Origin of the sequence: Falsirhodobacter xinxiangensis, assembly GCF_004959935.1 — a bacterium.
In the GTDB taxonomy this organism is placed as follows: Bacteria; Pseudomonadota; Alphaproteobacteria; order Rhodobacterales; family Rhodobacteraceae; genus Falsirhodobacter; species Falsirhodobacter xinxiangensis.
On the sequence record NZ_SMYN01000001.1, the window covers coordinates 87,766 to 100,202 of the forward strand.

12 protein-coding genes are annotated in these 12,437 nt (G+C 65.9%); 8 read left to right on the forward strand and 4 right to left on the reverse strand.

Going from position 1 to position 12,437, the window contains the following annotated elements; all coding sequences use genetic code 11:
• Window positions 1-195: 195 nt before the first annotated feature.
• The 5 genes from E2K76_RS00480 to E2K76_RS00500 all read left to right on the forward strand — a co-directional run bounded on the left by E2K76_RS00480 (window position 196) and on the right by E2K76_RS00500 (window position 5,049).
• The gene (locus E2K76_RS00480; protein ID WP_220432147.1) at window positions 196-990 is read left to right on the forward strand and encodes a MetQ/NlpA family ABC transporter substrate-binding protein; all 795 of its coding nucleotides are present in this window, start codon (window positions 196-198) and stop codon (window positions 988-990) included.
• 73 nt (window positions 991-1,063) lie between these two features.
• Window positions 1,064-2,101, forward strand: a complete 1,038-nt coding sequence (locus tag E2K76_RS00485) for a methionine ABC transporter ATP-binding protein (RefSeq protein ID WP_136682258.1) — start codon at window positions 1,064-1,066, stop codon at window positions 2,099-2,101.
• The gene (locus E2K76_RS00490) at window positions 2,082-2,735 is read left to right on the forward strand and encodes a methionine ABC transporter permease (protein ID WP_136682263.1); all 654 of its coding nucleotides are present in this window, start codon (window positions 2,082-2,084) and stop codon (window positions 2,733-2,735) included. Before E2K76_RS00485 ends, E2K76_RS00490 begins: the two co-directional genes overlap by 20 nt.
• A 23-nt stretch (window positions 2,736-2,758) precedes the next feature.
• Window positions 2,759-3,958 (forward strand): acyl-CoA dehydrogenase, encoded by a 1,200-nt coding sequence (locus E2K76_RS00495; RefSeq protein WP_136682266.1) that lies wholly within the window; start codon window positions 2,759-2,761, stop codon window positions 3,956-3,958.
• On the forward strand, window positions 3,958-5,049 hold the full coding sequence (locus E2K76_RS00500) for a CaiB/BaiF CoA transferase family protein (protein ID WP_136682269.1): 1,092 nt from the start codon (window positions 3,958-3,960) through the stop codon (window positions 5,047-5,049). The genes E2K76_RS00495 and E2K76_RS00500 overlap by 1 nt, the downstream gene beginning before the upstream one ends.
• A gap of 274 nt (window positions 5,050-5,323) precedes the next feature.
• Here E2K76_RS00500 and E2K76_RS00505 read toward each other — a convergent pair whose 3' ends face one another.
• Both E2K76_RS00505 and E2K76_RS00515 read right to left on the reverse strand, forming a co-directional pair.
• Window positions 5,324-5,599: an antifreeze protein gene (locus tag E2K76_RS00505; RefSeq protein WP_246032843.1), complete on the reverse strand. Its 276-nt coding sequence runs from the start codon at window positions 5,597-5,599 to the stop codon at window positions 5,324-5,326.
• A gap of 164 nt (window positions 5,600-5,763) precedes the next feature.
• Window positions 5,764-6,573: an urease accessory protein UreD gene (locus tag E2K76_RS00515; RefSeq protein ID WP_136682274.1), complete on the reverse strand. Its 810-nt coding sequence runs from the start codon at window positions 6,571-6,573 to the stop codon at window positions 5,764-5,766.
• Window positions 6,574-6,699: 126 nt separating this feature from the next.
• Here E2K76_RS00515 and E2K76_RS00520 point away from each other — a divergent pair, with 126 nt between their 5' ends.
• Genes E2K76_RS00520 through E2K76_RS00530 form a run of 3 tightly spaced genes read left to right on the forward strand, consistent with a single transcriptional unit; the run spans window position 6,700 to window position 11,562 of the window.
• Window positions 6,700-7,305: a TetR/AcrR family transcriptional regulator gene (locus E2K76_RS00520; protein ID WP_136682277.1), complete on the forward strand. Its 606-nt coding sequence runs from the start codon at window positions 6,700-6,702 to the stop codon at window positions 7,303-7,305.
• Window positions 7,295-8,419 carry an efflux RND transporter periplasmic adaptor subunit gene (locus E2K76_RS00525; protein ID WP_136682280.1) on the forward strand — a complete coding sequence of 375 codons (1,125 nt, stop codon included), beginning with the start codon at window positions 7,295-7,297 and terminating at the stop codon, window positions 8,417-8,419. Before E2K76_RS00520 ends, E2K76_RS00525 begins: the two co-directional genes overlap by 11 nt.
• Window positions 8,416-11,562, forward strand: coding sequence for an efflux RND transporter permease subunit (locus tag E2K76_RS00530; protein ID WP_136682285.1), 3,147 nt, complete (start codon window positions 8,416-8,418; stop codon window positions 11,560-11,562). Before E2K76_RS00525 ends, E2K76_RS00530 begins: the two co-directional genes overlap by 4 nt.
• Here E2K76_RS00530 and E2K76_RS00535 read toward each other — a convergent pair whose 3' ends face one another.
• Together E2K76_RS00535 and E2K76_RS00540 are read right to left on the reverse strand one after the other, a co-directional pair.
• Window positions 11,563-11,979: a DUF1499 domain-containing protein gene (locus E2K76_RS00535; RefSeq protein ID WP_136682288.1), complete on the reverse strand. Its 417-nt coding sequence runs from the start codon at window positions 11,977-11,979 to the stop codon at window positions 11,563-11,565.
• A gap of 70 nt (window positions 11,980-12,049) precedes the next feature.
• Complete coding sequence (locus E2K76_RS00540) at window positions 12,050-12,433, reverse strand: DoxX family protein (protein WP_342773614.1); 384 nt, start codon at window positions 12,431-12,433, stop codon at window positions 12,050-12,052.
• Window positions 12,434-12,437 lie beyond the last annotated feature (4 nt).

Here is a 12,437-nt window from a genome sequence, read left to right on the forward strand (position 1 = left end):
TTTGAAAGCGGCTTGGTGAGGTGATTCTTGCAAGTGCATGTCAGGCTTTGAACAACATTCGTCCAAATACGGCATCGGCCGCGCATGCGTTCCACATCGCCGCCACAGAAGGGAACGGCATTTCGCCCCGCCCGCTTGCACAAATTCCGGGCAGGGTGAATAACCGGGCCAGACACCATGCGCATGGAGATTGCCATGAAAACCAGCCTCTTCCGCCGCGCCTCGCTGGGGCTTGCACTGGCGGCCACCATCGCAGCCCCCCTCTGGGCGCAGGACACCACCGTTCGCGTCGGCATCATGGGCGGCGAGGACGAGACCGTCTGGGAAGCCGTCAAGGCCGAGGGCAAGACCCGCGGGCTCGACATCCAGACCACGCTGTTCAACGACTACACCCAGCCGAACGAGGCGCTGGCGAATAACGACATCGACGCCAACGCCTTCCAGCACCAGCCCTATCTGGACGCGCAGGTCCAGCAGCAGGGATACGAGATCGAGAACATCGCCGACACCGCGATCTTCCCGATCGGCGTCTATTCCAAGAAGCACGCCTCGCTGGAAGATCTGCCCGAAGGCGCGATCATCGGCGTTCCGAACGATCCGTCGAACGGCGGACGCGCGCTGAAGGTGCTGGAGCAGCTTGGCCTGATCAAGCTGGACCCGGATGCAGGCATCCTTGCCACCGTCATCGACGTGACCGAGAACCCCAAAGGGTATGACCTGCGCGAATTGGACGCAGGTGTCGTGGGCCGCGCCATCGACGACCTGGACGCCGCCGTGGTCAACACCGATTGGGCGTTCAAAGCCGATCTTGCCGATCATCGCATCGCGCAGGAATCGGGCGAGAACAACCCCTACATGAACCTGATCGCCATCCGCACCGCCGACAAGGACGCGCCCTGGGTGACCGCACTGGTCGAATCCTTCCACACCGACGCCGTGAAGGAAGCCTATGAGGCCGCCTACAAGGGTGCGGCTGTTCCCGGCTGGTAATAAGGTCTATAGAGCGAGATCACAGGGGCGCGGGCCACCACCCGCGCCCCCATGCTTTTTCCACGAGGAGCCAATGACAGAGCATCCGGTCGTCCTTCTCGACCATGTCACCCGCCGTTTCACCGACATGCCCGCGCTGGACGACATCACCCTGTCGATCGCCAAGGGCGAGATCGTCGGCCTGATCGGGCGCAGCGGGGCGGGCAAGTCCACGCTGATCCGCTGCCTGAACGGGCTGGACAAGCCGCAGGAAGGCCGTGTCGTGATCGACGGGCTGGACATCACACCGCTGTCGGAGCAGGCGCTGCAACCCGTGCGGCGGCGGATCGGGATGATCTTCCAGCACTTCAACCTGCTGTCGGCCAAGACCGTCGCGGACAACGTCGCTTTGCCGCTGAAGATCGCTGGCATGGGCGCTGCCGCACGGCGCAAACGGGTGATGGAGCTTCTGGATCTTGTGGGCCTCGCCGACAAGGCCGACACATGGCCCGCGCGCCTGTCGGGCGGGCAGAAACAGCGCGTCGGCATCGCCCGCGCGCTGGCCTCGGACCCGCTGCTGCTGCTGTCGGACGAGGCGACCTCGGCGCTGGACCCGGAGACGACGCAAGGGGTGCTGGACCTGCTGGCCCGCGTGAACCGCGACCTTGGCGTGACGGTGCTGATGATCACGCATGAGATCGAGGTGGTCCGCCAGATCGCGAACCGCGTGATAGTTCTGGACCGCGGACGCATCGTCGAGGAAGGGCCGGTTGCCCGCGTCATGGCCTCGCCGCAGGCCGACACGACCAAAAGCCTGCTGCGTGGCCTGTCCCCGATCCTGCCGCGCGACTTGGCAGACCGCGTCGCGCCCCAAGGCGATCAGGCGCTGATCCGCATCGACGTCTATGGGCCCGATGCCCGCCGCCCGCTGCTGGACGACATCGCCCGCATCACGGGCCGCCCCGCGCGATTGGTGCATGGCGGATTGAACGACGTGCAGGGCGAACCCTACGGGCGCATGTTCATCGCGCTGGGCACCAACGATCCGGACAGCGTCCGCCGGGTCGTCGCCGCCCTTTCCCCGAAAACCACTGCCATCGAGGTGCTCGGCCATGTCCCAGGCGATGTTTGACCTGCTGCTGCGCGGCCTGAACGAAACGCTGATCATGACCGGTGTTTCCGGCGCGCTGTCCTTTCTGATCGGGCTGCCGCTTGCGCTGATCCTCGTGACCACCGACCGCGGTGGGATATTCGAGGCGGTGGCCGTGAACCGCATCCTTGGCGGCATCGTGAACGCGCTGCGCTCGGTGCCGTTCATCATTCTGCTGGTCGCGGTGATTCCGCTGACCCGGCTTCTGGTCGGATCGGCCATCGGCATCTGGGCGGCCATCGTGCCGCTGACCATCGCCGCCGCCCCCTATTTCGCGCGCGTGGCCGAAGTGTCCTTGCGCGAGGTCGAACGCCCGCTGATCGACGCAGCGCGGTCCATGGGCGCGACCCGCTGGACCATCCTGCGCGAGGTGCTGATCCCGGAATCGCTGCCGGGCATCGTTTCGGGCTTCACCGTCACGCTGGTCACGCTGATCGGTGCATCCGCAATGGCGGGCGCGGTCGGCGCAGGGGGGCTGGGCGACATTGCGATCCGCTATGGCTACCAACGGTTCCAGACCGAGGTGATGGTCTGCGTCGTCGTGATCCTGATCGTGCTGGTCAGCGGAATGCAATGGATCGGCGACTGGCTGGCGCGGCGGATCGATCACCGCTAACCTCCCGTTCAGGAGGACCCCCGATGAAAGCCAAGGACGCCCCTGACCTGAACCGTTTCGACTGGGAAGACCCTTTCCGGCTGGAGGATCAACTGTCCGAGGAGGAGCGGATGCTGCGGGATGCAGCCCGCTCCTATGCCCAAGGCAAGCTGCAACCCCGCGTGATCCGCGCCTATGCCACCGAGGAAACCGACCCGGAAATCTTCCGCGAGATGGGCGCGATGGGCCTTCTGGGCGTCACCATCCCCGAGGAATATGGCGGGCTTGGCGCCAGCTATGTCGCCTATGGCCTGATCGCCCGCGAGGTGGAGCGGGTGGACAGCGGCTATCGGTCCATGATGTCGGTGCAGTCCAGTCTGGTGATGTATCCGATCTATGCCTACGGGTCGGAGGCGCAGCGGCGGAAGTATCTGCCGAAGCTGGCATCGGGCGAATGGATCGGCTGTTTCGGCCTGACGGAACCCGATGCCGGATCGGACCCGGCGGGGATGAAGACCACGGCGAAGAAGACCGCGAACGGCTATGTCCTGAACGGCGCGAAGACTTGGATTTCCAACGCCCCCATCGCGGATGTCTTCGTCATCTGGGCCAAGTCCGAGGCGCATGGCGGCAAGATCCGCGGCTTCGTTCTGGACAAGGGGATGCCCGGCCTGTCGGCGCCCAAGATAGGCGGCAAACTCTCGCTCCGCGCCTCGATCACCGGCGAGGTGGTGATGCAGGATGTCGAGGTGCCCGAGGATGCGATGCTGGACATCGAAGGGTTGAAAGGCCCGTTCGGCTGTCTGAACCGTGCACGCTATGGCATCTCGTGGGGGGTGATGGGCGCGGCGGAGTTCTGCCTTCACGCCGCGCGCCAATACGGGCTGGACCGCAAGCAATTCGGCAAGCCGCTGGCCCAGACGCAGCTTCACCAGTTGAAACTGGCCAATATGCTGACCGAGATTTCGCTGGGCCTTCAAGCGTCGCTGCGCACGGGCCGTCTGATGGACGAGGCGCAGGCCGCGCCCGAAATGATCTCGATCATCAAACGCAACAACTGCGGCAAGGCGCTGGAGATCGCGCGCATGGCCCGTGACATGCATGGCGGCAACGGCATCTCCGAGGAGTTCCAGGTCATGCGCCACATGGTCAATCTGGAAACCGTGAACACCTATGAAGGTACGCATGACGTCCACGCGCTGATCCTTGGGCGGGCGATCACGGGATTGCAGGCGTTCTTCTGATGACACCTCTGCATGGGCTGAAGGTGGTGGAACTGGCCCGCATCCTTGCGGGCCCGTGGATCGGGCAGACGCTGGCCGATCTGGGTGCCGACGTGGTGAAGATCGAGTCCCCCGAGGGCGACGACACCCGCACATGGGGACCGCCCTTCATCGAAGGGTCCGCCGCTTATTTCCATGCGGCAAACCGCGGCAAGCGCAGCATCGCCTGCGATTTCAACGACCCGGCGCAGTTGGCGCAGGTGGTCGATCTGATCCGCACCGCCGATGTGGTGGTAGAGAATTTCCGCCCCGGCGGCCTTGCGAAATACGGGTTGGATTACGAAACGCTCTCGGCGATCAACCCGCGCCTGGTTTACGCCTCGATCACCGGGTTCGGGCAGGATGGACCGTATGCCAGTCGTCCGGGTTACGATTTCCTGATCCAGGGCATGTGCGGCATCATGGACCTGACCGGCGATCCGGGGGGCGAACCGCAGAAGATCGGCGTCGCGTGGATCGACATTCTGACCGGGCTTTACGGCGTCATCGGAATACAAGCTGCGCTGGCGGAACGCGAACGCTCGGGGCTTGGGCAGCAGGTGGACCTTGCGCTGCTGGATTGCGGCGTGGCGGCTTTGGCAAATCAGGCGATGAACCATCTGGCGGGCAGGACGCCGACGCGGATGGGCAACGCACATCCCAATATCGTGCCCTATCAGGTCTTCCCCGCCGCCGATGGCCACCTGATCGTCGCCTGCGGCAATGACCGACAATTCGCCGCCCTGTGCCGGGTGCTGGACATGACTCCCGATCCTCGCTGGGCGACCAATCCCGGCCGGGTCGAAGATCGCGAGGCGCTGACCGCCCTTCTGGCCGCCCGAACAGCCCAGCGCCCCAAGGCCGACCTGATCGCCGCGATGGAAAGCGCAGGCATTCCCGCCGGCCCGATCAACACGGTGGCCGATGCGCTGGCGGACCCTCAGGTCATCGCGCGTGGGCTCCAGATCGCACCGGAGGGCATTCCCGGTCTGCGCACGCCTCTCAAATTCTCGCGCAGTCAGCTTTCGCTGGAACGTGCCGCCCCGTCGAAGCAGAACATCGGCGAGGGGTAGATCGGCCATCGTCTCGCAAGTCCCGCGCAGCTCGTAAACTTCGGGGTTCGCAGCGGGAGTCATTCAGGACGATGTCCACCTTGCCGATGCCACGTCGCCTTGTGGACCAACCCGTCTCACGAAGCAAAAGAGGTCCAAACAGCCCACGCCGCCGCAGACCTCCACCGCTTGCCCACAGGTGGCCGGGTCGCGCTCATCAGGTCGCTATCGACAAAGCGGATGCGGTCGGGCTGAACATGGCGGCATAGCTGGCATAGTAAATGCTAGCCCTCGGCTATCTCTTGAGGGCGGCCTTGGTCAGGCGCGCGGCATTGGCGCGGGTCTTGGCGCGCACCGGCTTCAGCGCGGCGGCATAGGGAGAGCGTCCGGTCATCATCGCTAGCCACGCTGCCTGCTGCGCGGCCATCGCGGCGGCGAATTTCTCGGTCACCATGCGGGTGTTCTCGGTCGGTGCGGGGCGGCAGATGCCCGCCATGCCCATCATGCGCAGGGCGATGACCTGCTGGGCTTCCACCATCATCATCGCCGTCTGGAACCACGGATTCATCATAGCGCTCCCATAACCTTGCCGTTGAAACCCCATAGCTGCCGGGTGCCGCGATGGGTCACCAGCGTCACTTCTCGCGAAATCCCATCGCCTCGGGGTGGCTCAGCCTGACACCGCAAGGCCATCGCTGCAACGAAAACCGGCACCTGTCCCTTTCGCCCAGCGGCTCATATCTGCCAGACGCGCGGCAGCGACCTGCCCCGCATCGCGTTCAGCACCTTCGCCACCTGACGGCGCAACGGCCAGCCATCATGCGAAAGCATCCGCACCACCAGCGTGCCGTCGAACGCCGAGGCGGTCGCCTCCACCCCAAGGATGTCCAGCGCACCGCGTGCCACGGCAAGCGTCTCCTCCGCGCCCGGCCCGACCATGGCCAGCGTCGCAAAGGCGCGCGCGCCGCCCGGAACCGCCGCGCTCGCCTCGTCGCCGAAAGACAGCGGATCGGTCAGAACCGGCACACCGTCGCGCAGCACGCTTCGGCGGTCGGTGAAGGCCAGCCGTCCCACCGTTTCGCCCATGGCGGCGCGGCCCAGCACGACCATCTCCAGCAAGAGGCACCCTGCGCGGCCTGTCAGCGCGATCTCGGTGCTGCGCGTGACGGACGATCCGTCGTAAAGGATCGTTTCCTGTGGCAGCCAATCCAGCCAGCCACCCTGCCCGACGCTGTGGCGAATGGTGACGACGGCTTCGGAACCGCCGGAGTCATAGGCGCGCTCGGCCGTCTGGGTCGTGGCGACCGCTTGGCAGCCGTCGTCCAGAGCCAGCGAAAGATCCAGCCTGTCACCGCCGGTCAAACCGCCCGAGGTATTCAGAAAGACGACCTCGGGCGTGCCGACGCCGCGGGGAAGGATGGCCTTGGCCGATCCCTGCTGGCACAGATCGGCCAGCCGGGTCGTGCCGGATTGAAGTTTCATGCGGACATGCGCCTCGCCACGGCTGCGCTCCAGCCGGCGAAGGGACGATGGGGGGAAATTCATACGGGAAATCCATCACAATACAAAACGGAACAAAAATCGAGAGTGTCTAAAAAGCAGTTGGTTTTGCCGGTCCAATGGGCAGGTGGGAAACTTGACGATAAAAGCGATTCTCAGCATCCTCACTGAATGAACGTTCATTCTCAATCCGATTGCAACTGCCCCACCGATCTTCGCGTCCCGGAAATCCTTCGCGCCATCCGCCACATCTTCATCGAAAAAGGCTTCGACGGCGCGTCCATGCAGGATCTTGCGCGCGGGTCTGGGATGAGCGCAGGCAATTTCTATCGTTATTTTCGATCCAAAAATGCCATTATCGAGGCGATGGTCGCGCATGATCTGGGCGAATTCCGCGACGATTTTGCCCGGATCATGACCGCGGACGACCCGATGGCGGAACTGCGCACCACGATCGCGCGGCACCTGACCGCGCAGGATCAGGGCGCCCTTTGGGCCGAGATCAACGCAGCCGCCCTGCGAAAGCCCGAGATCGCGGCGCTCTGCACCGGGATGGAGGCTTGGATCACCGACCGGTTGATCGAGATCTTCGCCCATGTCGCGCATCTTTCCGAAGATGCCGCGCGGGCGCGCTTTACTGCGCATGCGGGTGTCGTGGTCATGTCGGTCAAGGCCACCGCCATCAGCCGCGCGGCCGCCACGCGCGCCGATGTGGATGCCTTGATGCTGCGAATGATCGAAGGACTTCTGGACGAGGTGAGCCACCATGCGGATTGAAACGCTGCTGCTGGCGGTTTCCGTCGCGCTTGCCCCCGCGGCCCGTGCGGCAGATACCGCGCCACCCGCCATTTCTGTGGTTGCCGTGACGCAGACCGTTCTGCGCGACCGCGTCATCGCCTCCGGCCTGATCGCCCCGGTCGAACAGGTGCAGGTCCAACCCCTGATCGAAGGCCAGCCGATCGAGTCGTTGGAGGCCGAGGTGGGCGACACGGTCGCGGCGGGCCAGACGCTTGCGCGCCTTTCGACCGCGACGCTGGATCTTCAACGGGGCGAGCTTTCCGCCTCGCGCGCCGCATCCGTCGCAGCGGTCGCCCAAGGGGAGGCGCAGATCGCCGAAGCCCGCGCCACCGCGGCCGAGGCGCGGCGGGTCGCCGATCGCACCGCCGCCCTGCGCAGCCAAGGCGCATCGTCGCAGGCCGGGGCCGAGACCGCCGAAGCGAACGCCGCCTCTGCCGAGGCGCGCCTGAATGCCGCCGTCCAAGCGGTCGAGGCTGCCCGCGCGCAGGTGGCATTGGCCGATGCGCAACTGGCGAACCTTGATCTGCAACTGGCGCGCACGCAGGTCATCGCCCCCGTCGCCGGAGAGGTTGTGGAGCGGAACGCGCTTGTCGGGGCCATCGCCTCGGCACAGGCGGCGCCGATGTTCACCCTGATCCGCGACGGCGCGCTGGAGCTTCGCGCCGACGTGACCGAGGGCGACCTGCTGCGGATCGTGCCGGGCCTGACAGTGCGCCTGATGCCCGTTGCGGGCGATCCGTTCGACGGCACCGTGCGGCTGGTGGAGCCGCGCATCGACGAGACGACGCGGCTTGGCCGGGTTCGCATCTCGGTCGATGTGCCGGGTCTGCGCGCAGGCATGTTCGTTCGGGCAGAGATTCTGATCGCGGAAACCGAAGCGCCCGCCGTGCCCCTGACCGCCTTGGCGCGGGATGCCGATGGCAGCTATCTGCTGCGCGTGGAGGGCGGCACCGTGCGCCGCATCGCCGTCACCCCCGGCATCCGCGACGGCGCGATGGTGCAGGTTTTGGGCGCGGATGCCGGGGCAGAGGTCGTGGCCAAGGCCGGTGCCTTCGTGCGCGAAGGCGACCGCGTAACCCCGGTGCGTCAATGAATTTTTCAGCCTGGTCGATCCGCAATCCCGTCGCGCCGATCCTGTGCTTCGTGCTGCTGACGGTCCTTGGCTGGCAGAGCTTCCAATCGCTTCCGATCACCCGCTTTCCCAATATCGACGTGCCGCTGGTCGCCGTCACGGTTGCCCAGCCCGGCGCCTCACCCTCGGAACTGGAAGCGCAGGTGACGCGGGAAATCGAGGATGCCGTCGCGGGCATCGCCGGGGTCAAGAACGTCACGTCCACCATCGCGGACGGGCAAAGCCAGACGCTGGTCGAGTTCCGGATGGAGGTGCCGACCGATCAGGCCGTGCAGGACACCAAGGACAAGGTGGACCAGATCCTTGCCGATCTGCCGCAGGACATCGAAAGCCCAATCGTCACCCGCGTCGATGTCGAGGGGCAGGCGATCCTGACCTATGCCGTGTCGAACCCCGGCATGACGCTGGAGGAGCTGTCGTGGTTCGTGGACGACACGGTGATCCGCGCGCTTCAGGGCCGCCCCGGCATCGGCAAGGTCGAACGGCAGGGCGGCGCCGACCGCGAGGTGCGGGTGGAGCTTGACCCCGCGCGACTGGACAGTCACGGCATCACGGCGGCGCAGGTCAGCCAGCAGGTCCGCGCGACCAACGTGAACCTTGGCGGCGGGCGGGCGGAACTTGGCCCGGCGGAACAGGCGATCCGCACCTTGGGCGGCGCGCCGACGGTCGAGGCGCTGGCAGGCACCACCATCGCCCTGCCGAACGGCCAACGTGTGCGCCTGTCCGACCTTGGCACCGTGATCGACGGATACGAGGAGCCACGCAGCTTCGTGCGGATGAACGACCGGCAGGTCGTGACCTTCGCCGTCTTCCGGGCCAAGGGCGCATCCGAAGTGTCAGTCGAAACCGTGGTCGAGGAGGTGCTGGCGGGGCTTCCCACCGAGGCCGCCATCACGCAGGTCGATACGCAGGTCGAATACACGCGCGGCAACTACGACACCGCCCTGCACACGCTGATCGAAGGCGCGGCGCTGGCGGTTCTGGTGGTGCTGGCTTTCCTGCGGAACTGGCGCGCGACGCTGATCGCCGCCGTGGCCCTGCCGCTCTCGGCCATCCCGACCTTCTGGGTGATGGACCTCTTGGGCTTCTCGCTCAACCTCGTCAGCTTTCTGGCAATCACGCTGGCGACGGGCATCCTCGTCGATGATGCCATCGTCGAGGTCGAGAACATCGCCCGCCATATCCGCATGGGCAAGACCCCCTACCGCGCCGCCATCGACGCGGCGGACGAGATCGGGCTGGCGGTGATCGCCACGACCTTCACCATCATCGCCGTCTTCGTGCCGGTGTCGTTCATGCCGGGCATTCCGGGCCAGTATTTCAGCCAGTTCGGGCTGACGGTCGCAATCTCGGTCGGCTTCTCGCTTCTGGTGGCGCGGCTTATCACGCCGATGATGGCGGCGTATCTGATGCGCCCCGGCGATGCCGCGCACGATGCGAAGGACGGGCCAGTGATGCGCGCCTATCTGCGGCTGGTGCGCGTGACGCTGCGGTGGAAATACGCGACGCTGCTGGCGGCCATCGGCGTGCTGGCTGTGTCGGTCCATTTCATGCTGCAAATCCCGGGCAGCTTCCTTCCAGCCGAAGATGTGGGCCGCATCCCTGTGAATGTGGAACTGCCCCCCGGCGCGACGCTGGCCGATACCGATACCGCGACGCAGGCGATGGCGGCGGCGATCCGCGACATTCCGGGCGTGCGCGACATCGTGGTGACGGGTGGCAAGTCCCCCACCGGCGATCTGGATGTGCGCCGCGCGTCCTTCACCGTGCTGCTCGATCCGCTGGACACGTCCTTCGCCTCGCTCTGGCACCAGAGCCGCCCGTCTCAATCGACCATCGAGGCGCAGATGTTCGAGCGTCTTGCCGCCATCCCCGACATCCGCGCCTTCAAGCTGAACGACCGGGGCGAGCGGGACATCTCGTTCTCGATCCTATCGGACAATCAGGCCGATCTGAACCGCGCCGTCGCCGATCTGGAGGCCGCGCTGCGGGGCGATCCGCTGCTGGCGCATGTCGCATCGGAAGGTGCCCTGCCCCGGCCCGAATTGCAGATCACCCCGCGTGCCGAGGAAGCCGCCCGCCTTGGCGTCACGACCGAAGCCATAGCCCAGACCGTGCGCGTCGCCACCATCGGCGATCTGGACGCCGCGCTGGCCAAGATCACGCTGGACGACCGGCAGATCCCGGTGCGCGTGCAGCTTGCGACCGATGCCCGCGCCGACCTTGCCACCCTTGCGGCGCTGCGCGTGCCGACGGCGCAGGGAACGGTGCCACTGTCTTCGGTGGCCGATATCACCATCGCGGACGGCCCCAGCCTGATCGAGCGGCTGAACCGAGAGCGGCGCGCCACCATCGGCGCGAACCTGCCCCCCGGCGTCGCGCTCGGCTCGGCCACGGCGCGGTTCAACGAAATCGCGGCGGGGGTCGAACTCCCCGCCTCGGTCCGCATCCAGACCTCGGGCGATGCCGAGGTTCAGGCCGAAATGACCGCCAGTTTCGGCAACGCGATGATCATGGGCCTGATGCTGGTGCTGACCGTGCTGATCCTGCTGTTCAAATCGGTGATCCAGCCCTTCACCATCCTTCTGTCGCTGCCCCTTGCCATCGGGGGCGTCGCCGCCGCGCTGATCCTGACCGGAGAACCGCTGTCGATGCCGGTGCTGATCGGCATCCTGATGCTCATGGGCATCGTGACCAAGAACGCGATCCTGCTGATCGACTTCGCGATCGAGATGAAGGCGCAGGGGATGGAGCGGTTGGAGGCGGTGATGGAGGCCGGGCACAAACGGGCGCAGCCCATCGTCATGACCTCCATCGCGATGTCGGCGGGGATGCTGCCTTCGGCGCTGGGCATCGGCGCGGGCGGCGCGTTCCGCGCGCCGATGGCGAATGCGGTGATCGGGGGGATCATTGTCTCGACCATCCTCAGCCTCGTGATCGTGCCGTCGTTCTTTCTGATCATGGACGATCTGTCGCAGGTTCTGACCCGGTTCCTTGGCCGCTTCATCGGCCCGAAAGAGGACGAACCGCCCAGTCCCGCGCCCGAAGAACTGGCGGCCGAGATCGCGGACATCCGATCCCGCCTGCGCGTCGCGGCGGAGTGATCAGAGCTGGTCCAGCCAGCCCCTCACCCGCGCCTTTTCGGCCCCCGGCAGGCGCGAAAGATACCGCGCGCGGGCATAGACGACCACGTTCGTCCCACCATTTTCGGGCACCAGCCGCACAGAGGTGAAGGTGGGCAGGCCCAGCGGCGACAGGGTGATCCATGTGCGGTGAAACCCCTCGCCCGCGAAATGCGAGGTGCGGGGCGTGGCCAGCGCCAGCGATTCCAGCCGCGCCGCCGCCTGATCCGGGGGCAGTGCGACATGTTTCGTCACCAACAGGTTGTTCGGGCGGCGCGACTTGCGCACCGTGACCGGGTCCACATGCCAATCCTGCGAATCCGAGGGGGTGTAACGAAGAAAGGCCCAACCGATTGCCATCGCGACAAGCAAAAGGATCAACAGGTCGGGAAAGCTCATTCTTCGGGTCCATCCGTGTCATCAGGGGCGTGCCGATGGAACTTGGGGGTTCGGCGCACAAAGCGCAACTTCAATAGGCGAAACGCCCCGGTCCCTGCGCGGCCAGCACCAGAAGGCCGCCCGCGATGGCCCAGTTCTTCACGAAGATCGTCATCTGCCACGGATCTGTCGGGATCAGGTGGAACCAGCTTGTCACCATGCAGTAAACGGCCAGCACCAGCGCCCAGACCTGAACATGCGGCCCCGTAACCAGCATCACCCCCGCAGCCGCGTTGAACGCGGCCAGCGCCCAGACCAATCCGCCCGGCAATCCCACGGAGGAAAGCATCGCCTGCACCGGAGCGGGCGCATTCAATTTCTGCCACGCGCCGCCCAGGAACAGCCCCGCGATCAGCACCCGGCCAAGAAGGTTCAGAATATCGGCCATTCCCCCCAGATGGCGCGGGTATCGCACGCGA

What these genes read in the sequence shown, in the direction of transcription:
- E2K76_RS00480 (WP_220432147.1), top strand. Translation starts at nt 196, where the DNA reads ATGAAAACCAGCCTCTTCCGCCGCGCCTCGCTGGGGCTTGCACTGGCG.
- E2K76_RS00485 (WP_136682258.1), top strand. Translation starts at nt 1,064, where the DNA reads ATGACAGAGCATCCGGTCGTCCTTCTCGACCATGTCACCCGCCGTTTC.
- E2K76_RS00490 (WP_136682263.1), top strand. Translation starts at nt 2,082, where the DNA reads ATGTCCCAGGCGATGTTTGACCTGCTGCTGCGCGGCCTGAACGAAACG.
- E2K76_RS00495 (WP_136682266.1), top strand. Translation starts at nt 2,759, where the DNA reads ATGAAAGCCAAGGACGCCCCTGACCTGAACCGTTTCGACTGGGAAGAC.
- E2K76_RS00500 (WP_136682269.1), top strand. Translation starts at nt 3,958, where the DNA reads ATGACACCTCTGCATGGGCTGAAGGTGGTGGAACTGGCCCGCATCCTT.
- E2K76_RS00505 (WP_246032843.1), bottom strand. Translation starts at nt 5,599, where the DNA reads ATGATGAATCCGTGGTTCCAGACGGCGATGATGATGGTGGAAGCCCAG.
- E2K76_RS00515 (WP_136682274.1), bottom strand. Translation starts at nt 6,573, where the DNA reads ATGAATTTCCCCCCATCGTCCCTTCGCCGGCTGGAGCGCAGCCGTGGC.
- E2K76_RS00520 (WP_136682277.1), top strand. Translation starts at nt 6,700, where the DNA reads ATGAACGTTCATTCTCAATCCGATTGCAACTGCCCCACCGATCTTCGC.
- E2K76_RS00525 (WP_136682280.1), top strand. Translation starts at nt 7,295, where the DNA reads ATGCGGATTGAAACGCTGCTGCTGGCGGTTTCCGTCGCGCTTGCCCCC.
- E2K76_RS00530 (WP_136682285.1), top strand. Translation starts at nt 8,416, where the DNA reads ATGAATTTTTCAGCCTGGTCGATCCGCAATCCCGTCGCGCCGATCCTG.
- E2K76_RS00535 (WP_136682288.1), bottom strand. Translation starts at nt 11,979, where the DNA reads ATGAGCTTTCCCGACCTGTTGATCCTTTTGCTTGTCGCGATGGCAATC.